This is a genomic window from Pseudorhodoferax aquiterrae (assembly GCF_014652235.1).
Lineage (GTDB): Bacteria > Pseudomonadota > Gammaproteobacteria > Burkholderiales > Burkholderiaceae_C > Pseudorhodoferax > Pseudorhodoferax aquiterrae.
On sequence record NZ_BMYK01000007.1, the window covers coordinates 204,779 to 223,582 of the forward strand.

The window sequence follows — 18,804 nt, forward strand, 5'->3', positions numbered from 1 at the left end:
CACCCGTGTGCGCTGGCCGGCATGCGGCTTGCCGCGGCGTGGCCATGGAAACCGCCCCGGAGCCGCCGCCGTCCGGTCTGCCCGACCTGCGCAGCGCCGATGCCTTGCTCGGCTGGTCGGTGGTGGACCGCCAGGGCGGGCTGCTGGGCACGGTGCAGCAGTTGCTGTGCGATCTGCGCACCGGCCGCATCGTCTACGCCGTGGTCGCCAGCGGCGGCTTCGTGGGGCAGGGCGAGGCGCGCTTCGCGCTGGACTGGAGCGGCCTGGAGGCGGCCGATGCGCCGCAGCGCTTCATCTGGCACGGTGCCGCGCCGAAGCCGCATTGAGCCGAAGAGAGCGCGCATGCTGGTTCAGCCCGGCCGGCCGCCGCCGAACTCTTCGCGCTCGATGAGCCGCACCAGGCTGTCGGCCTGGTGCCGCGCCGCATGCGCCTCGTGTCCGGCCTGCAGCGCGGCCCGGGCGTCGCGGCGCTGGCGTTCCAGCGCCTCGAGTTCGCGCTGCAGCGCCGCGCGCTCGCGCAGCACGCGCACGGCGCTGCGCAGCACGTGTTCGGATTCGGCGTACTGGGCGCGCGCCAGCGCGTGCAGCGAGAACACGTGGCCGGTGTGGCAGGCATAGCGCGGCGGCCGGCTGCCACGCACCTGCCAGAGCGTGCCGCCACAGTCCGGGCAGGTCTGCAGGCCGGGCTCGGCATCGGCGCACAGGAAGGCCATGGTGTCGCGGCCTTCGCTGGCCGCTTGCTCGCGCCGGATGCGGGCCACGGCCGCCTCCGGCCATTGCCGCGGTGGCGGCGGCTGGGCCACGGTGCGGGCCAGCAGCTGGCCGATCGCCTCGGGCGGCAGGCAATGGTCGACGGCGACATTGTTCAGCGCCGACATCGGCATCTCGCGCGCCTCGGCCGTCCCCGGGTCCTGCACGATGGCCAGGCCGCCGCACAGCTTGATGTCCTGCAGGCCGGCCGTGCCGTCGTCCAGCCGCCCGCTCAGCACCACGCCGATCGCACGCGGGCCGTGGGCCAGCGCACAGGTGCGCAGCAGTGGGTCGAACGCGGGCCGCGTGTGGTTGACCTTGGGGCCGTGGGAGAGCCGCAGCCGCTGCGGCCCGGCCAGCAGATGGGCATCGGGCGGGGCCACGTAGACCACGCCGGGCCGCAGCGGTTCGCCGTCGCAGGCCTCGCGCGCGGGCAGCACGCCCAGTCCGGCCAGCCGGGCAGCCAGGCCGCTGCGGTAGGGGCCGATGTGCTGGACCACCAGCACGGGGGCCGCCAACTCGCGCGGTAGCTGCGCGATCAGCGCGCCGAGCGGGGCCAGGCCGCCGGTGGAGGTACCGATGGCCACCACCCAGCCGGTTTCCGTCTCATCTGCTGTGCCGCTCGGGCGGGGCTCCATGCGCATGCTCCTTGACGCCGATCGCCCGCTCGGGCAATCGGCGTGCCGAGGCGTGCGCGTGGAGTCTCAGAACGTGTGAATGAACCGATCGCGCCCACGACGGGGTGCGGCGGGCCGCAGGCGTAGGCGCAGGCCGCCGCCCGGGCTGGTGCCCGGGCAAGGACTGCAACGCCCGCATGCGGCCTGGCGCGCCCCGGCCCGAAGGGCGAGGCCCCTGGCGCGACGGTCATGATGGAAACAGGTGCTCATCGGGGGCCTCGCGTGGGTGTGAGCGGTTCGTTCACACGTTCTCAGCCCTGGCGTGCCGACCAGAGCTGGTCGATCAGGGCCAGCAGTTCGGCCGCGTCCACGGGCTTGACGAGGTGGCCGTCGAAACCGGCCGCGCGCGCGGCCTCGCGGTCGTTCTCCTGGCCCCAGCCGGTGGCGGCCACGAGCACGGCCTGCCGGCCCCAGTCGCTCGCGCGAATGCGGCGTGCGAGCTCGTAACCGCTGAGGTCGGGCAGGCCAATGTCCAGCACCACGGCCTGGGGCCGCAGCTGCTGCCCCAGCGCCAGCGCCTCGGCGCCGGTGGCGGCCGTGTGCACCGCGCGGCCGTTCATCTGCATGGCCATGGCCAGGCTCCAGATGGCATCGTTGTTGTCGTCGACCAGCAGCACCTGCTGCAGCGGCACGGCCGCTGCCGCCGCCGCCGGGTGGCCCGGTACCTGCTCCGGCGCCAAGTCCTGCGGCAGCGGCAGGCGCACCGTGAAGCGGCTGCCCTGGCCGCGGCCGGCACTCTCGCCCTGCACGCTGCCACCGTGCAGCGCGACGATGCTGCGCACCAGCGCCAGGCCGATGCCCAGCCCATGGCTGGCGCGCTCGCCGGCGCCGCCGCCCTGGGCGAACATCTCGAACAGCGTCTCGATCTCCTGCCCATCCAGGCCGATGCCGCTGTCGGCGACGCTGATGGCCAGCCGCGCGCCATCCTCGCGCCGCGCCTGCAGAGCGATGCGGCCACCATCCGGCGTGTACTTGGCCGCGTTGGTGAGCAGGTTGGACAGCACCTGGCTCATGCGCAGCGGGTCGGCGTCCAGCACGACGGGCTCGGGTGGCAATTCCACCGTGAGCTGGTGGCCGCCCGCGTCGATGGCCGGGCGTGCAGTCTCCAGCGCGCTGCGCACCACGTCCTCCAGCAACACCGGCTCGCGGCGCAGACCAAGCCGGCCGAGCTGCAGGCGCGAGACGTCCAGCAGGTCGTCCAGCAGGCTCTTGACCACCAGCGACTGGCGGTCGACGATGCCGGCCGCGCGCTGGCGTGTGGCCGGCTCGGCCTGCGCGGACAGCAGCAGCTTGGCCGCGCCGCTGATCGAGGCCAGCGGGTTGCGCAGCTCGTGCGAGAGCACCGCCAGGAAATGGCCCTTGGCGCTGTCGGCCGCCTCCAATGCGGCGCGCGCGGCCTCCTTCTCCTGCAGCGCAGCCGCCATCTCGGCCTGGCTGCGCTCGATCTCCTCCTGGGCGCGGCGCGAGGCGCTCTGGTCGCGCATGACCTTGACGAAGCCCACCACCTTGCCGCTGGGGCCGTGCATGGGCATCAGCACAGCGCTGGCCCAGAAGCTGCTGCCGTCCTGGCGCCGGTACAGCCGGTCGTCCAGCGCCCGGCCGTCGCGCAGCGCCACCTCCACCTCGCGCTGCGGCGCGCCAGCGGCCTGGTCCGGCTCGGTGAACAGCATGTCCAGCGGCCGGCCGACCACGTCGGCCTCCTGGTAACCCAGCAGCCGCTGCGCGCCGGTGTTCCAGCCCGTGATGCGGCGCTCCAGGTCGGTCGAGAAGATGGCGAACTCGGTGGCGTTTTCCAGCACCAGGCGCAGCCGTTCCTCGCTGCTGCGCAGCGCGTCCTCGGCGTGCTTGCGCTCGCTGATGTCGGTGCTGACGATCAGCACCGTGCCGGGCTGGCCCTGGCCGTCGGTCAGCACGCTGACGCTGTTGAGGGTCCATTTGGACGCGCCGTCCTTGCACAGGCTGCGTTTTTCCATTTGGAAAGGCGCGCCCTGCTGCAGAAGCCGCGCGAACAGCTCGGCGGCGCGGACGCTGTCCTCGGGCGCCACCAGGTCGAGCACGTTGCGGCCCAGCAGCTCCTTCTCGTCGTAACCCAGCATCGCGCAGTAGCTGCGGTTCACGAAGCTGATGCTGCCCTCCAGCGTGGTCTGCACCAGGCCCACGGTGGCCTGTTCGGCGATCGCGCTGAAGCGCTCCTCGGACTGGCGCAGCGCTTCCTGGCCGCGCTTGCGCTCGGTGATGTCGACGAAGGTCAGCACCACGCCGCCGATGTGCTCGTCCAGCGTGCGGTAGGGCAGCATGCGCACGAGGAAGCGGTTGCCGCCTGCCTCGTCGACCTCGTGCTCGATCGGCGCGAGCCGCTCCAGCACACGCGCCGCGTCGCTGCCCAGTTCGGGATAGTCCAGGTGCGAGGTCAGGTCCGAGAGCGGGCGGCCCACGTCGGTCGGGATCAGGTTGAACAGCGCCACGGCCGAGGGCGTGAAGCGCGTGATGCGCAGCTCGCGGTCCAGGAACACGGTGGCGATGGCCGTCGCGTCCATGAGGTTGTGCATGTCGCTGTTGGCATGCCCGAGCTCGTCGACCTTGCTCTTGAGCTCCTGGTTGACGGTGGTCAGCTCCTCGTTGATGGACTGCAGCTCCTCGCGGCTGGTCTCCAGCTCCTCGGTGGCCGAGCGCAGCTCCTCGTTCATGGCCTGCAGCTCCTCGTTGCTGGCCTTGAGTTCCTCGGTCGAGGCCTCGTACTGCTCCACCGTGTCGCGCAGGTGCGACTTGAGCCGTTCCAGCTCGCGGTCCAGGTGGTGCACGGCGCTGTCGCTGTTGGGCGCCGCGGCCACGGTCTGGCCAGCCTGCAGCGGCCCGTCGGCGACGGCGCGGAACAGCACCAGCAGAAAGCCCGGCGCCACGTCGGGCACCGGCGTGACCTGCACCGCCACCATCGCCACCTCGCTGCCGCCCAGGTCCAGCGGCAGGGCCGGCAGGTCCACCGTACTGGCGCTCTGCGCGGCGCGGTACAGCGCGGCGCGCAGCTCGATGCGCAGGGCCGGGTGCACCACGCGCAGCAGGTTGCGGCTCGGCTCGCCACCGCTGTAGAGCAGGTAGCGCCCGGCGCTGGGCGACAGGTGCAGGATCTCGTGCTCCGCATCGACGAGCAGCGAGGGCGGCGCCACGTGCTCGAGCAGCCGGAAGTGCGCCTCGGCCCAGGACGACACGCGCCCGCCCATGTCGGGCATGGCGTGTTGCAGGTTGCCGCTGCGCAGCGCGTTGCGCGTCGCGCCCGAGACCACGGGGCCGGTGCGTGCCGCGTTCTGCGCCTCCAGCGCCAGCGCCAAGGACCCCGGGCCGGCCGGCAGCGGCATGCCGATGCGCGGCGTGGACCGCTGCATGTACAGGCGGTGCTTCTTGTCCAGCACCGAGAACAGCGCGCTGCCGTCCTCCACGGATTCGGAAGCGCCCAGGAACAGCATGCCGCCCGGCAGCAGCGCGAAGTGGAAGGTCTCGAACACCCGGGTCTGCGCCTCGCGCCCCAGGTAGATCAGGAGGTTGCGGCAGCTGACCAGGTCGAGCTTCGAGAAGGGCGAGTCCTTGAGCACGTCGTGCACGGCGAACAGCACCATCTCGCGCACCTCGCGGCGCACGCGGTAGCCCCGGTGCTCCTTGACGAAGAAGCGGCGCAGCCGTTCTTCGGAGACGTCCGCCTCGATCGTGGCGGGGTAGACGCCCTCGCGCGCGACGCGGATGGCCTCGTCGTCCAGGTCGGTCGCGAAGATCTGGATCGGCGGCGGCACTTCCAGCGTGCGCGCGTGCTCGCTGAGCAGCATGGCGATGGAGTAGGCCTCCTCGCCCGTGGCGCAGGCGCTGACCCACACGCGCACCGGGTCGGCCGCGCCCTTGCCACGGAACAAGGTGTCCACATGCCCCTGCAGCGCCGCGAAGCAGTCGCCGTCGCGGAAGAAGTTGGTGACGCTGATGAGCAGGTCCTGCAGCAGCGCGCCGGCTTCGCCCGGGCGCGTGCGCAGGCAGGTTAGGTAGTCGGGCAGCTCGGCGATGCCGTTGACCTGCATGCGCCGGCCGATGCGGCGCAGGATGGTGGCGCGCTTGTAGTAGGAGAAGTCGCGGCCGGTGCGCATGCGCAGGAAGCCCAGCACCTCGCGCAGCGTGCTCTCGTCGGTGGCCGGGCTGCGACCGGGCTGGGCGATCTGCGGGCCGGCCTCGGGCGGCAGGCGCAGCGCGCGTTCGTTGCGGTGGTACGCGACGATGCGCGGCGCGATCTCGGCGATGGGCAGCACCCAGTCCACCATGCCGGTGCTGACCGCCGTGCGCGGCATGCCGCTGACCTCGGCCTCCTCGGGCTCCTGGGCGATCGTGAGGCCGCCGCGCTCCTTGATGCGCTTGATGCCGATGGCGCCGTCGCCGTCGCCGCCGGACAGCACCACGGCCGTGGCGTGCGGGCCATGGCTCTCGGCCAGTGCGCGGAAGAAGGTGTCCACCACCACATGGCGCTGGCGCTCGGCCGGCAAGTCCATCAGCTGCAGCTGGTTGTCCACCGTGCGCATGGCCTTGGCCGGCGGGATCACGTAGACGGTGTCGGCCTGCATGCGCAGCGTCTCGCGAACCTGCACCACGGGCATGGCCGTGGCTTTTTGCAGCATGCGCGCCAGCTCGCTCTCGTGGTCGGGCGACAGATGCAGGATCACGACGAAGGCCAGGCCGCTGCCGGCGGGCGTGTGCTGCAGCAGCTGGCGCAGCGCGCCGATGCTGCCGGCGGAGCCGCCGATGCCCACGACGGGCAGCATGTGGTAACCGTGCGCGGGAATGGCGTCGTCCTGCTGCTCGGCCATCTCCTGCTCGGGCAGGTCGGGGTCGATCTGGTCGGGTGTGCGGTCGTTCATGTTCGAGGGCGTTGCCGACGCTCAGGTACGGAAAGGTGCAGCACAGGTGCAAATTCGGTGCCGCCTGGCCGGCGGCGCCCCGTGTCGTCCATGTGGAGTCGGCGCGCATCGTAACCGTCCTACATCCCATTCGGCCGCGCCAACACCACAATCACCGCAGGATGCTCGAACTTCCCCGCCCGGATTCTGCGCAGCCGACCGTGCCAGCCGGACCTGCCGTCCCACACGCCCGGTCGCCGCATGCACCATGGCAGCAAGTCTTGCGGCAAGGTTTACCGGCCGCCGACGCGGCCGGCGACGTGCTGCCCGTGCGCGCCGTGCGGCGCGCGCTGCTGCTCCTCGGGGCGGGCCCGCTGCTGGCCGGCCTGGTGTGGTGGGCGGGTGGAACGGCACCCCCCTCGGCCGGCGCGCTGGCTTGGCTGGGCGCGCTGTGGCTGGGCTGGACGGGTGGCGTGGCCTGGCTGCTGCGGCGCAGCCGCCGTGCGGAGGCGGTCGTGACGCCGGCCCACTGGATGGGCACCGCGGCCCATGCGCTGCGCAACCGCCTGGCTGCGCTGGGCGGGGCCACCGAACTGCTGGCCGTGCCCGATGCCGCGCCGGCCTTGCGTGCACGCGCGCATGCGATCGCGGCCCTGCAACTGCGTCACCTGGCCGACCTGGCCGGCAACCTGGCCGAACTGGCCGAACTGGCCGAAGCCGGTGCGCCGGGCGCACACGGCGGGCCGGGCCGCCCGCTGGACCTGGCCACGCTGGCGCTGGCGGCGCTGGATACGCAGCGCCCGGCGGCTGCTGCCGCCGGGCAACTGCTGCTGCACGCGACGCAGCCGGCGCCGGTGCTCGGCGAGGCGCGTGCGCTGGAGCAGGCGGTGGCGGCGCTGCTGCGCCATGGGTTGGGCCAGCTGCCCGTCGGTGCGGCCCTGGTGCTGGAGGTGCGCGCGCAGGCTTGCGAGGCCGTGCTGCGCCTGCGCAGCGACCGGTCCGCGCTGGTGCCCACGCCGCAGCGGGCCGCGCCGCCGACCGACGACCCGGACATGGGCTTGGTGCTGGCGCAGTCCACCGTCGCCCGGCACGGCGGGCGGCTGTCGATCGCCGCGGGCGCGGAGCCGGACATCGAGTTGCGGCTGCCGCTGCACAGTGGCGCGTCGGCCGGTACGCGGCCGCGCGCGGCGGCCGGCCTGCGCCTGCTGCTGGTCGAGGACGTGGCCGGCGTGCGCGACAGCCTGGCCGCGCAGCTGCGCGGCGAAGGCCATGCCGTCAGCGCCCAGCCGGACGGCGAGGCCGGGCTGCGCAGCCTGCTCGCCGAGTGGCCTGATGCCGCCGTGGTCGATCTGAGTCTGCCGGGCCTGAGCGCCTGCGCGCTGGCCCGTAGCGCCCGGCGCGCGGGCTACGCGGGCCGCATGGTCGCGATCGCCGGCTACGAACCCTCGCCCGAGCGGGCCGAGGCCTTGCGCGCCGGCTTCGACGCCTGCGTGAACAAGCCCGTGCGGACGAGCCAGTTGCGCCAGTTGCTGGCCAGCCGGGGCTGACAGCTGGTTACAGCCATGCCGTACGAAGTTTCGATAATCACAATTTTTGTGTCGCAGAGGGAGTCCCATGGCATTGACGCTGATCGTCGATGACGATGCCGATGCCGCGGAGATGCTCGCGGCGCAGCTGGCGCAGCGCGGCCACGCCGTGGTCGCGGCGCACAGCCTGCGCGACGCGCGCCGCCAGATGGCGGTACAGCCGCCCGAGCTCGTGCTCCTGGACCTGCGACTGCCCGACGGCCACGGCCTGGCCTTGTTCGACGAGCCGGCCATGGCGCAGGCCAGCGTGGTGCTCATGACGGGCTATGCCACGCTGGAAACGGCGGTGCAGGCGCTGCGGCTTGGCGCGCTCGACTACCTGGTCAAGCCGGTCACGGCCGAGCAGCTCGGCGCGGTGCTCAAGCGTGTGCTGCCGGCGCCCACGGCCGAGGCCCGCAGCGACTGGCGCGCGCAGCTGGAGCAGGGGGGCCGCTACGGCCACCTGGTCGGCCGCGCCGCCTGCATGCAGCGCGTCTACCAGCAGATCGCGCGCGTGGCGCAGACCGGCGTGACCGTGCTCGTCACGGGCGAGAGCGGCACCGGCAAGGAACTCGTGGCGCGCACGCTGCACGACGAGAGCCGGCGGCGCGAGCGGCCCTTCCTGGCCGTGAACTGCGGGGCGATCTCGCCGCAGCTCATGGAGAGCGAGATCTTCGGCCACGAGAAGGGCAGTTTCACGGGCGCGGACCGGCAGCACCAGGGCTTCTTCGAGCGCGCCGACGGCGGCACGCTTTTCCTGGACGAGGTCACCGAGATGCCGCTGGAGCTGCAGGTCAAGCTGCTGCGCGTGCTGGAGACCGGCAGCTTCATGCGCGTGGGCTCCACCCAGCTGCGCCAGACCGACGTGCGCATCGTCGCCGCGACCAACCGCGATCCCTGGCATGCGGTGGAGCAGGGCCGGCTGCGCGAGGACCTGCTGTACCGGCTCAACGTGTTCCCGATCGCACTGCCACCGCTGCGTGAGCGGCTGGACGACCTCGGCCTGCTCTGCGCGCATTTCCTGGACGAGATCGGTCAGCGCGAGGGCGGCGTCAAGCGGCTGTCGCCGGCGGCGCTGGACAAGCTGGCCGAGTACCGCTGGCCCGGCAACGTGCGCGAGCTGCGCAACGTGCTGCAGCGCGTCTACGTGATGAGCGAGGGCGACAGCATCACGACCGAATGGCTGCCGGCCAACGGGCCGGCGCGCGCGCCCGCCGCCGCGGCCGAAGACCCGGACCTGCGCGTGGCGCTGGGCACGCCGCTGGCGGACGTGGAGCAGCGGCTGATCCTGCAGACGCTGCGCCATTACGGCAACCACCGCGAGCGCACGGCCGCCGCGCTGGGGGTGAGCCTCAAGACGCTCTACAACAAGCTCAAGGCCTACGAATCCGAGCCGCCCTGAGGCGGGCATGGCTCTGTCCATGCGCTGGCGCGCCATTCGCAGGGCACGAAACCGGGTCGCAAGGCGCAGCAGTCGAGCACGCGGAAACCCTTGCGGGTCGGCGCGCTGGCCGGTGGAGAGGAGTTCATGGCGGTGCTCCGGGATTCTTGTGCGCCGGGAGCCAGCAATTGGCGTGCCGGTGTGCCGCGGGCATGCCGCTTGCCGCACCGTGCCACCTTGCCTACCGACCTGCCCATTCCGATTCCCCGCCGCGTGGCCGTGTTCCGCGCCCTCGTGCTCGGCGACATGCTGTGCGCCACGCCCGCGCTGCGTGCCATGCGCCACGCCTGGCCGCAGGCGCAGCTGACGCTGGTGGGCCTGCCCTGGGCCGCAGAACTGGCGGCGCGGCTGGACAGCGTGGACGACTTCATCGCACTGCCGGGCTACCCGGGCCTGCCCGAGATCCCCTGCACGGTGACGCAGTTGCCGGCCTTCCTGCAGACGGTGCAGGCGCGCGATTTCGACCTGGCGCTGCAGCTGCACGGCAGCGGCGGCATCGTCAACCCGCTGGTGGCCAGCTTCGGCGCGCGGGCCACGGCGGGCTTTTACGACGACTGCGCCTGGGTGCCGCCGGCGGACCGTGCGCGCTGGCGGCGCTGGCCGCAGCAGGGCCACGAGATCGAGCGGCTGCTCGCGCTGACCGACCACCTGGGCCTGCCGCGCCAGGGGCTGGCGCTGGACTTTCCGCTGCGCCCGGCCGACCACGCGGCGGCGCGCGCGCTGCTGGCGCCGCTGCCGGCGGGCACCGCCTACGCCGTGGTGCACGCCGGCGCGCAGCTGCCCTCGCGGCGCTGGGCGCCGGAGCGTTTTGCCGCCGTGGCGCGCCACCTGGCCGGGCAGGGCCTGCACCCCGTGCTGACTGGCGGCGCGGGCGAGGCCGCGCTCACGCGCGCGCTGGCCAAGGCCGCGGGCGTGCCCTGCCTCGACCTGGCCGGCCGGACCACGCTGTGGACGCTGGGCGCACTGGTCGATGGCGCCGCCTGCGTGGTCTGCAACGACACCGGCATCTCGCACATCGCGGCCGCGCGCGGCCGGCCCAGCGTGGTCGTGAGTTCAGGGGCCAACGTGCGGCGCTGGGCCCCGCTGGACGCCGCGCGCCACCGCGTGCTCGCGCAGGACCTGCCGTGCCGGCCCTGCGCCCATGCCGTCTGCCCCTACGACCATGGCTGCGCCACGGCCATCAGCGTGCCGCAAGTTCTGGCGGCGTTGCCGCCGGTCCTGCCGCTGCCGGTGCCCTGACGATCTGCCGTGCCGCGTCGTGCAGGTTGGTGGCACGCGCATGCGGCGTGCGCCAGGGGCCGTCCTGCCACAGCGTCTCGTTGCCAACGTCCAGCAGCACGCTGCGGCAGCCGGCGCGCTGGCCGGCCTCCACGTCGTCCAGGATGTCGCCCACCATCCAGCTGCGCGCGAGGTCCAGCCCGTGCGCGCGTGCGGCCTGCTGCAACAGGCCCGGCGCCGGCTTGCGGCAACTGCAGGGCGGCCCGGCCGCCGGGTCCGGTGCGTGCGGGCAGGCGTAGAAGCCCGTCAGCGGCACGCCGGCACGCGCCAGCCGGCGCGCCAGCGCCTGGCGCAGACGCAGCAGCGCGTCGAGGTCGAAGTAGCCCAGCGCGACGCCGGGCTGGTTGGTCACCACGACGATGCGAAAGCCGTGCGCATGCAGCATGCGCAGCCCGTCCAGCGCGCCGGCGGTGAAGGACATGCGGGCCGGATCCACGTTGTACGGCCGGTCCTCGACCAGGGTGCCGTCCTTGTCCACGAACACGGCGGGGTCGCCCGGCTGGTCGCTCAGGGCCATGAACTCTCCTGCTCGGGCAGCACCATGATCTCGGCCACCACCGAGCCGCGCGGCATGGCCAGCATGAACTGCACGGCGGCTGCGACCTGGGCCGGGTCCTGCAGCCTGGACGGATCCAGGTCGGGGAAGCGGTCGAGCAGGAACGGTGTGCGCATGCCGCCGGCGACCACCGTGCCGACGCGGATGCCGGCACCGCGCAGCTCGGCGTGCAGCGCGCGCGACAGGCCCAGCAGGCCCCACTTGCTGGCGTGGTAGGCGCTGGCGTTGGGCCAGCTGCGCAGCGCCGCGGTGGAGGCGATGTTGACGATCTGGCCGCCGCGGCCCGCGTCGGCCGCACGCAGCCAGGGCAGGGCGGCCTTGGCCAGGTGAAAGGGCCCGAGCAGGTTGGTGCCCAGCACGCGCTGCCAGGCGCCGACCTCGATCTCGTCCAGCGGCGCCGTCACGTCGGTGCCGGCGTTGTTGACCAGGGCGCCGATGCCGCCGAAGCGTTCGGCCAGCTGCGCCACCGCGCGCTCGGCCGCCGCGAAGTCGCCCACCTCGGCCTGCAGCACCAGCGTGCTGCCGCCGCCGGGGTCGAGCTCCTCGGCGAGCGCCTGGGCGCGTTGGCCGGCCACGTCGAGCAGGCCCACGCGCCAGCCCGCGGCATGGCAGCTGCGCGCGATCGCTGCGCCCAGGCCGCTGCCTGCGCCTGTGACGAGCGCGCAGGGCGGGGGAGAAGGAGAGTCCGGGTGGGAAGCGGTCGCTTGCATGGAGGCTCGCAGGGTGGAAAGCCAGCTCCAAGGCAAACGGCGTGCCTGGCCGGTGTCGCTTGCCGGTTTCCGCAGGGCTTGCCGCAAATCTTGCGGCGCCGCGGCGTGCGCGCAGCGGCCCGGGCCGCCGCGTGTCTCCGGCGCCCTGGGGCGACGGGCGCAGTCGTTTCCAGGTGTCACAGGCGCCGCGCGGCGGCACGGCGCTTGCGGTGCAGGCCTTAGTCGTCACCAACGGTACGCCCCACCATGCTCCAACCTGCTCTCCAGCACCAGGCCCAGCCGCAGTTCTCGGTACGCCAGCAGCGCGCCGTGCAATTGCTGCAGATGCCCAACCTCGAGTTCGCCGCCAGCATCGACGCCTGCCTGGCCAGCAACCCCTTCCTGGAAATCGACGAGCAGGCCCCGCCACCGGCCGCCGCGCACGAGGAGGCCCAGGCCGCCGCCGCCGGCCAGCTCTGGGGCGCATCGATCGGCGCGCGCCAGCGTCCGCGCAGCGGCGATGGCGACCTGGACGCCCTGGCCTTCGTGGCAGCGCCGACCAGCCTGCGCGACCACCTGCACGGCCAGCTGCGCCTGCTGCGCCTGGACGACCGCGCCTTCATGTTGGCCAGCCTGCTCTGCGAAGCGCTGGACGATGACGGCTACCTGCGCGTGGACCCCGCCGAACTGGCGGCCCTGGGCGAGCTGCAGCCTGCCCCCACGGCCGCCGAGTGCGATGCCGCGCTGGCCTGCGTGCAGGCGCTGGATCCGCCCGGCGTGGGCGCACGCAACCTCGTGGAGTGCCTGCAGCTGCAGCTGGCCAGCCATCCCGACGCGCAGGAACGCCAGCTGTGCGCGCGCCTGCTGACCGACGCCGAGCCCGCCCTGCGCGGCGGCGACGTGGCGCGCTGCGCCCGCGTGCTGGGCTGCAGCGCCGCCACCGTGCAGCGCCTGCTGCGGCTGTTGCGCGGGCTGGACCCGCACCCGGGCTGGCGCCACGGCGGCGAGCCCGTGCGCTATGTGGTGCCCGACGTGCTGGCGCGCCGCACGCGCACGGGCTGGACGGCGCAGCTCAACGAAGCCGTGGTGCCGCGCGTGCAGCTGCATCGCGGCTATGCCGAGCTGTACCGCCAGCACCGCGGCGCCGCCGCACCGGCGCTGGCGGGCCAGCTGCAGGAGGCGCGCTGGACGCTGCGCAACGTGGAGCAGCGCTTCTCCACCATCCTTGCCGTGGCCCAGGCCATCGTGCGCCGGCAACAGCGCTTCCTGGAACACGGCGCGCTGGCCATGCAGCCGATGGTGCTGCGCCAGATCGCCGAGGAGCTGGGCATGCACGAGTCCACCGTCTCGCGCGTGACGCACCAGAAGTTCATCGCCACGCCCTCGGGCACCTTCGAGCTCGGCTACTTCTTCTCGCGCGGCCTGCCGGTGGCCGGCGGCGGGCAATGCTCGCCGACGGCGGTGCGCGAGCTCGTGCACGAGATCATCGTGCGCGAGCACGGCCAGCCGTTGTCGGACGTGGCCATCGCGCTGCAGCTGGCGCGCCGCGGCATCCGCGTGGCGCGCCGCACGGTCACCAAGTACCGCCAGCAGCTGGGCCTGGGCACGGCCGGCCTGCGCGCAACCCGGGCCATGGCCCAAGGAGCATCGGCATGAGCAGCACTTCCCCCAAAGACAGTGGCGCGGGCACCCGTCCCGTGACCGACGGTACCGTGGCCAACATCGGTGCCGGCGGCGCGCTCGCGACCGGCCGGGCCGCCACGGGCGAACCCAACAACGGTCCGGCCCATCCCGAGCGCATGCAGGACAAGGCATCGGATGCGGCGGGCGAGCGCCTGGACGATTCGGTGCCGCTGGGCCTGCACGGCGACAAGAGGCCGCAGGCCAACACCGAGCCGCCCGAACACGGGGCACCGCCCCGCTGAACCGGCGCCCGGCCGGCGCTGGAATGCCGATTGCCTGCTGCAGTGCGACCTTTGGAACTTCAGGAGACCCGCATGCCACACCTCTCCCGCATCCGCGCCATGGCACTTGCTGCCGCGGCCACGCTGGCCCTGGGCGCCTGCCAGCGCAACGAGGCGCCCGCGCCGGCCAGCCCGTCGGCGCCGGCCACACCGGCGCCGCAGCAGAGCCCGCCTCCGACGGCGCCGAGCGCGCCCGCGTCCGCGCCCGAGGCGGGGCCCACGCCGGCGCCCGCCAGTCCCACGGCGCCCACGCCGCCGGCCGCGCCGAGCAGTTCCTGAACACCCGCCACCCGACCCGCCGCCGGCCTTTGGTCCGGCAGCGGCAAGGCGTGCAGCACCACATCCGCGGAGACCCACGATGACCCCCTGGAGCGCGCAGCTGTTGCCCACGGCAACCAACATGGTCCGGCTGGACCACACCCACGTGCTGTCGACCTTCCACCAGTACAAGGCCAGCGCGCCGGCGCGCGTGCGCATCGGCCTGGCCAACACCATCTGCCTGGCGCTGGAGGTGCATGCGCAGCTGGAAGAGGAGATCTTCTACCCGGCCGTGCGCGAGGTGGCGCCGGAGCTCGTGGTGGACAGCGCGGCCGAACACCAGCAGATGCGCGAGGCCATCGCGCGCCTGCGCCGATGCGACGCCGAGGACCCGGACCATGAAGAGCAGCTGATGGCCCTCATGCGCCTGGTCATGCACCATGTGGCCGACGAGGAGACGCTGGTGTTGCCGGCGGCCGAGCGCTTGCTGCCCGGGCGGCTCGGCGAGATCGGTCTGCAGATGACGCGCCGGCGTATCGCGCTGGTCGCGCCGCGCAGCGGCGAGATCGCGCTGAACCTGGGCCGGGCCGCCTCCGGCAACAAGCTGCTGCTGGCCGGCGGCGCGGTGGCCGCGCTGGGCCTGCTCATGCTGGGCCGCCGGGCGGGCTGGCAGGCCATGCGGTCCGCGTCGCGCGACTGACGGGGCGGCGCACTTTCCCGGTGGGCGCCGTGAAGCGCCTCACGGCCGGCCGAACGCCGTCACGCCGACTTCAGGCGCAGGGCGGTCCTGGGCTTCGCACGGGGCGCCTGAACGGCCTGCTCCTGCACGCCGCCGAAGCGCTGCGCCCGGGTGGTGCGGAAGATCGCGACCGATTCGACGAGCTCCTGCGCCTGGCGGCTGAGGCTGTCTGCGGCCGCTGCACTTTCTTCGACGAGGGCCGCGTTCTGCTGCGTGGCCTGGTCGATGTGCGTGATGGCCTCACCGACCTGGCCGACCCCGATGCCCTGCTCCGAGCTGGCACTGCTGATCTCGCCGACCACTTCGGTGACGCGGCGGATCGCGTCGACGACTTCATGCATGGTGGCGCCGGCACGGTCCACGAGTTGCGTGCCCTGGTCCACCCGCCCCACGCTTTCCTCGATCAGGGCACGGACTTCCTTGGCGGCCTCTGCGGACCGACCTGCCAGGCTTCGCACCTCGCCGGCCACGACGGCGAAGCCACGCCCCTGTTCGCCCGCCCGCGCCGCTTCCACCGCGGCATTGAGCGCCAGGATGTTGGTCTGGAAGGCGATCCCGTCGATGACACCGATGATGTCGGCGATCTTCTTGCTGCTCTCGCTGATGGCCTTCATGGTCGTGACGACCTGGCCCACCGCGGTGCCGCCGCGCTCGGCGACTTCGCGCGCCTCGGCCGCATGCCGGTTCGCCTGGCCCGCGTTGGCGGCATTGCGTTGCACGGTGGCCGTCAACTGCTCCATGGCCGCCGCGGTCTCCTGCACGGCGGACGCCTGCTGCTCCGTCCGGTTGCTGAGGTCGGCGTTGCCGTGGGAGATCTCCGTGCTTGCAGTGGCGACGCCTTCGGCGTGCTCGCGCACACCATCGACCACCGTGGTCAGCGAAGCCTGCATGTCCTTGAGCGCGCCCAACAGCGGCGAGAACTCATCGCGTGCGGGATCCGTCACCGGCTGCGTGAGGTCGCCATCGCGGACACGCTCGGCCACCCCGCGCGACAGGGCGACGCGCGCGCGCAGGGTGCGGCCCAGGTACCAGGCGAACAGCAAGAGCCCGCCGGTCGCCGCGATCACCAGGGGGATCAGAACCCGCATCACCGAGGCCGCGTCGCTGCGCAGACCGGCAATGTCGGTGCGCAAGGCAGCCTCCTGGAACTTCACGTTGTCTTCCAGCACGTCCAGCAGCGCGTTGCGGGCGGGAATGGTGCTGTCGACCAGGAAGGCGAAGGCCTCGTCCTTGCGGCCGTCTAAGATGAGCTTGACGTTGGCCTCACCGAACTGCCAGAACGATGCGGTCAGCTTCTGGATCGCCGCCACGCGGCTGGCGGACTCGGCGCCCTTCAGGTCGGACGCGTAGGCGTCGATGGCGTCCGCAATCAGCTTGCGCTTGCTCTCGATGTCCTTCAGCGAGGCCTCGCGCTCCTGCGGCGTGCGCGCGAGGATGGCATGGCGCAGCTGCAGGGACACCCGGGTCACGTTGAGCTCGACGGCCGACACGCGCTGCAACTGCGGGACGCGCAGTTCCTCGGTGGTCTCGGCGAGGTGCACGATGTGGTCGAGCCGGCTCTGCGCGAACACGGCCGTGAACACCAGCAGGGTGACCAGTACGGCGGTGATCATGTAGAGCCGACCGACGATCCCGACATTCTTTTCCTTGAGCATCTCTGCCTCCGTCGATGGGGAACTTGCAAGTTAATGACTGGACCAGGCCGCCTTGGCCTGGAAGTGCGGGTCACCGGGAGAAAATTCTCCGGTGGCTGTTCGATCGGAATGTGTCGGGACTGTGGCCGACGCTTGGCTTCCGGTTTCGATTTCTGCGGGATTGCGCCACGCCTGGCGATTCCCACCCGCAGCGGGCATGCGCTGCGGCAGCCGCGTGCCGGGTTCGGATCAGGTCGCTTCCCGGTGATCGGCCCGTGCCGGCCGCGGGCGCATGCGAAGCGACGCGACCAAAGCCTCCGGATCCAGCACGATGAGGGAGTGCGGTTGCGCGTTTCTCTGGACGCTCGCCACCCCGAGGACGTACGGGGTCGATGCCTCCGCGTTCAGTGGCACGGGCTGCAGTTCCTCTGCAGGAATCTCCAGGACATCGGAGACCGCATCCACGACGATGCCCGCGGTCCGGGTTCCGAACCCCAGGACGGCGGTCACAGGGCGGTCATCGACGCGGTCTGGCAGCCCCAGATGCGTCCTCAGGTCGAACACCGGCATGACCTGGCCGCGCAGATTCGTCACACCGAGAAGGGCGGGAGGAGACGATGGAATCCGGACCGGCGGCACGTAGGAGCGGACCTCCTGCACCTTGCGGATGTCGATGCCGTAGGCCTGGCCACCCAAATCGAAGCTCAGAAGCTGGTGCGATCCGCTCACCTGCGGTTGCTGCGGGGCGCTGTCCTCGGGGACGCTGTTGACGTTCATTTGCACTCCTTGAAGTGGTGCAAATGATAGTTCTGAGTTCTAAATTGGCAAATATGATGGGCTGGATGCTGTGCGATTTCGCCGATTTGTTATCACTTTTCTGCTTCCACATCAGCTGTCAGGTGCTGCGAGAGTTCGTGCCACGCGCTCGCGATGCGCTGGGCATCTCCCTGCAGACATGCCGCCTCCAGTTCCGCTGCGCAACGGGATGGGCCCGTGCGGCCCAACATGGCGAAGACGCTCTTCAGGCTGTGGGCGAGCCGCCGCAGCGCTCGCCAGTCCGCGTTCGAGAACGCCTGCAGCCCGTCAACACGGTCCTTCGGGAACTGGCTGCAGCAGGACCGCTGGAACGCTGTGAACAAGCCGGGGTCGCCACCGAAGTGGGCATCGACCGCCCACCGTTCCTCCGCCGTCCATCCCGCCGACGCCGCTGGGACCGGGGTGGGCGCTGCGGGTGCTCCCGGTGGGATCGCCGCTGGGGGCCCTTGGGGAGACAGGGCGTCGCGCACGCATGCCAGCAGTTCCTGCAGCGAGACCGGCTTCGCGAGCATCCGCCACGCCCCGAGCGCCTGCAGGCGTTCACGCGTGGCGGCATCCAGGCCGGCGCTGAGCACGGCGATCCGTGCCACGGGCCCCAGCGAGGCGTCTGCCCGCAACGCGGCCATCAGATCGGCACCGGACGCGCCGGGCAACATCAGGTCGGTCAGCAGCAGTTGCACAGGGGCCGTGCGGAGATGGCGCATGGCATCCGCCGCCGTCGACACGATGCTGAACGCGAGCGGCTCCTCTTCCAGCGCGAGCGCAATGAAGCGCTGGATGGATGGATCGTCCTCGACGACCAGAACCTGCGGCGTGCTCATGCTGTCGGCCCGTGCGGGGCCAGTGCCTCTTGCAGCAAAGGGGGCAGTGCGGTCACCACATCGGCTTTTGGCACCACCGGCACCCCCTTGAGCGCAAAGGCATAAGGTTCCCGCTGCGCCGCGTCGAGGGAGGTGACGACGATGAGCCTGCTGTGGTCGAACTGCGCCTGCGTCCTGAGCCCGGTGATCAGCGCTGCTCCATCGATGCCGGGCAGCAGGATGTCGACGATCAGCACCGCCGGGTCCAGCCGCCCGGCCAGGACCAGGCCTGAAATGCCGTCGGCCGCGACATGCAGGTCCACTTCGGGGAATTGCTGCGTGATCACCAGCCGCAGCAGATTCTGGTAGTGCACGGAATCCTCGATGAGCAGCACGGTGGGCTTGCGCGGTGCCCCGTCCGGCGGGCGCGTCCAGGCAGTGCTCTGGGCGCGATGGGACGTCTCAGCTTCGCGCCCATCCGCCACAGGCTGCTCGCCGCGCTTTTGCGAGATCCACCGGTGGACCGACTCCCGAGAGATGCGGCGGTGCCCGCCTGGCGTCTTCCATGCGGTCAGCTCGCCGCGGTCGACCATGAGCTGCACCGATCGGACGGCCAGGCCCATGTGGTGGGCGGCTTCCAGCGTCGTGTAGGTTTCGGCGGCATCTGCCGGCAGGGATTGTGTCATTTTCCTCGGAAACTATCATTTATGCAGATTTGAAAATGATTCAAAACTGCGAGGAAGATGATAATTCAGCGAACCCCTCACGCACA

General features: G+C 72.1%; 16 protein-coding genes. 8 read left to right on the forward strand and 8 right to left on the reverse strand.

Going from position 1 to position 18,804, the window contains the following annotated elements:
• Window positions 1–44: 44 nt before the first annotated feature.
• Window positions 45–326, forward strand: a complete 282-nt coding sequence (locus IE209_RS14425; protein WP_189687644.1) for a PRC-barrel domain-containing protein — start codon at window positions 45–47, stop codon at window positions 324–326.
• Between the two features lie 24 nt (window positions 327–350).
• Here IE209_RS14425 and IE209_RS14430 read toward each other — a convergent pair whose 3' ends face one another.
• Together IE209_RS14430 and IE209_RS14435 are read right to left on the reverse strand one after the other, a co-directional pair.
• Window positions 351–1,388: a chemotaxis protein CheB gene (locus tag IE209_RS14430; protein WP_189687645.1), complete on the reverse strand. Its 1,038-nt coding sequence runs from the start codon at window positions 1,386–1,388 to the stop codon at window positions 351–353.
• 290 nt (window positions 1,389–1,678) lie between these two features.
• The gene (locus IE209_RS14435) at window positions 1,679–6,313 is read right to left on the reverse strand and encodes a PAS domain S-box protein (protein WP_189687646.1); all 4,635 of its coding nucleotides are present in this window, start codon (window positions 6,311–6,313) and stop codon (window positions 1,679–1,681) included.
• 260 nt (window positions 6,314–6,573) lie between these two features.
• Between IE209_RS14435 and IE209_RS14440 the strand changes: the two genes are divergently transcribed.
• The 3 genes from IE209_RS14440 (at window position 6,574) to IE209_RS14450 (ending at window position 10,537) form a co-directional block, all read left to right on the forward strand.
• Window positions 6,574–7,839: a response regulator gene (locus tag IE209_RS14440; RefSeq protein WP_189687647.1), complete on the forward strand. Its 1,266-nt coding sequence runs from the start codon at window positions 6,574–6,576 to the stop codon at window positions 7,837–7,839.
• 67 nt (window positions 7,840–7,906) lie between these two features.
• The gene (locus IE209_RS14445; RefSeq protein WP_189687648.1) at window positions 7,907–9,259 is read left to right on the forward strand and encodes a sigma-54-dependent transcriptional regulator; all 1,353 of its coding nucleotides are present in this window, start codon (window positions 7,907–7,909) and stop codon (window positions 9,257–9,259) included.
• A 216-nt stretch (window positions 9,260–9,475) separates the two neighbouring features.
• On the forward strand, window positions 9,476–10,537 hold the full coding sequence (locus IE209_RS14450) for a glycosyltransferase family 9 protein (protein WP_229882850.1): 1,062 nt from the start codon (window positions 9,476–9,478) through the stop codon (window positions 10,535–10,537).
• Here the strand turns inward: IE209_RS14450 and IE209_RS14455 are convergent.
• Together IE209_RS14455 and IE209_RS14460 are read right to left on the reverse strand one after the other, a co-directional pair.
• A complete protein-coding gene (locus IE209_RS14455; RefSeq protein WP_189687650.1) occupies window positions 10,479–11,093 on the reverse strand; it encodes a D-glycero-alpha-D-manno-heptose-1,7-bisphosphate 7-phosphatase in 615 nt (204 codons plus the stop codon). The two genes, IE209_RS14450 and IE209_RS14455, sit on opposite strands and share 59 nt — an antisense overlap.
• Window positions 11,084–11,842: an SDR family oxidoreductase gene (locus IE209_RS14460; protein ID WP_189687651.1), complete on the reverse strand. Its 759-nt coding sequence runs from the start codon at window positions 11,840–11,842 to the stop codon at window positions 11,084–11,086. The genes IE209_RS14455 and IE209_RS14460 overlap by 10 nt, the downstream gene beginning before the upstream one ends.
• A gap of 246 nt (window positions 11,843–12,088) precedes the next feature.
• Here IE209_RS14460 and rpoN point away from each other — a divergent pair, with 246 nt between their 5' ends.
• The 4 genes from rpoN to IE209_RS14480 all read left to right on the forward strand — a co-directional run bounded on the left by rpoN (window position 12,089) and on the right by IE209_RS14480 (window position 14,743).
• A complete protein-coding gene (gene rpoN / locus IE209_RS14465) occupies window positions 12,089–13,477 on the forward strand; it encodes an RNA polymerase factor sigma-54 (RefSeq protein ID WP_189687652.1) in 1,389 nt (462 codons plus the stop codon).
• Complete coding sequence (locus IE209_RS14470) at window positions 13,474–13,746, forward strand: hypothetical protein (protein ID WP_189687653.1); 273 nt, start codon at window positions 13,474–13,476, stop codon at window positions 13,744–13,746. Before rpoN ends, IE209_RS14470 begins: the two co-directional genes overlap by 4 nt.
• Window positions 13,747–13,818: 72 nt before the next feature.
• Entirely contained in the window at window positions 13,819–14,064 is a 246-nt protein-coding gene (locus IE209_RS14475; RefSeq protein WP_189687654.1) for a hypothetical protein, read from the forward strand.
• Between the two features lie 79 nt (window positions 14,065–14,143).
• Window positions 14,144–14,743 carry a hemerythrin domain-containing protein gene (locus IE209_RS14480; RefSeq protein ID WP_189687655.1) on the forward strand — a complete coding sequence of 200 codons (600 nt, stop codon included), beginning with the start codon at window positions 14,144–14,146 and terminating at the stop codon, window positions 14,741–14,743.
• A gap of 59 nt (window positions 14,744–14,802) precedes the next feature.
• Here IE209_RS14480 and IE209_RS34325 read toward each other — a convergent pair whose 3' ends face one another.
• From IE209_RS34325 to IE209_RS14500, 4 genes are all read right to left on the reverse strand, one after another.
• Window positions 14,803–16,437 carry a methyl-accepting chemotaxis protein gene (locus tag IE209_RS34325; RefSeq protein WP_189687656.1) on the reverse strand — a complete coding sequence of 545 codons (1,635 nt, stop codon included), beginning with the start codon at window positions 16,435–16,437 and terminating at the stop codon, window positions 14,803–14,805.
• Window positions 16,438–16,665: 228 nt separating this feature from the next.
• Entirely contained in the window at window positions 16,666–17,193 is a 528-nt protein-coding gene (locus IE209_RS14490) for a chemotaxis protein CheW (RefSeq protein ID WP_189687657.1), read from the reverse strand.
• 92 nt (window positions 17,194–17,285) lie between these two features.
• Window positions 17,286–18,053, reverse strand: a complete 768-nt coding sequence (locus IE209_RS14495; protein WP_189687658.1) for an Hpt domain-containing response regulator — start codon at window positions 18,051–18,053, stop codon at window positions 17,286–17,288.
• The gene (locus tag IE209_RS14500; RefSeq protein WP_189687659.1) at window positions 18,050–18,718 is read right to left on the reverse strand and encodes an excisionase family DNA-binding protein; all 669 of its coding nucleotides are present in this window, start codon (window positions 18,716–18,718) and stop codon (window positions 18,050–18,052) included. The genes IE209_RS14495 and IE209_RS14500 overlap by 4 nt, the downstream gene beginning before the upstream one ends.
• Window positions 18,719–18,804 lie beyond the last annotated feature (86 nt).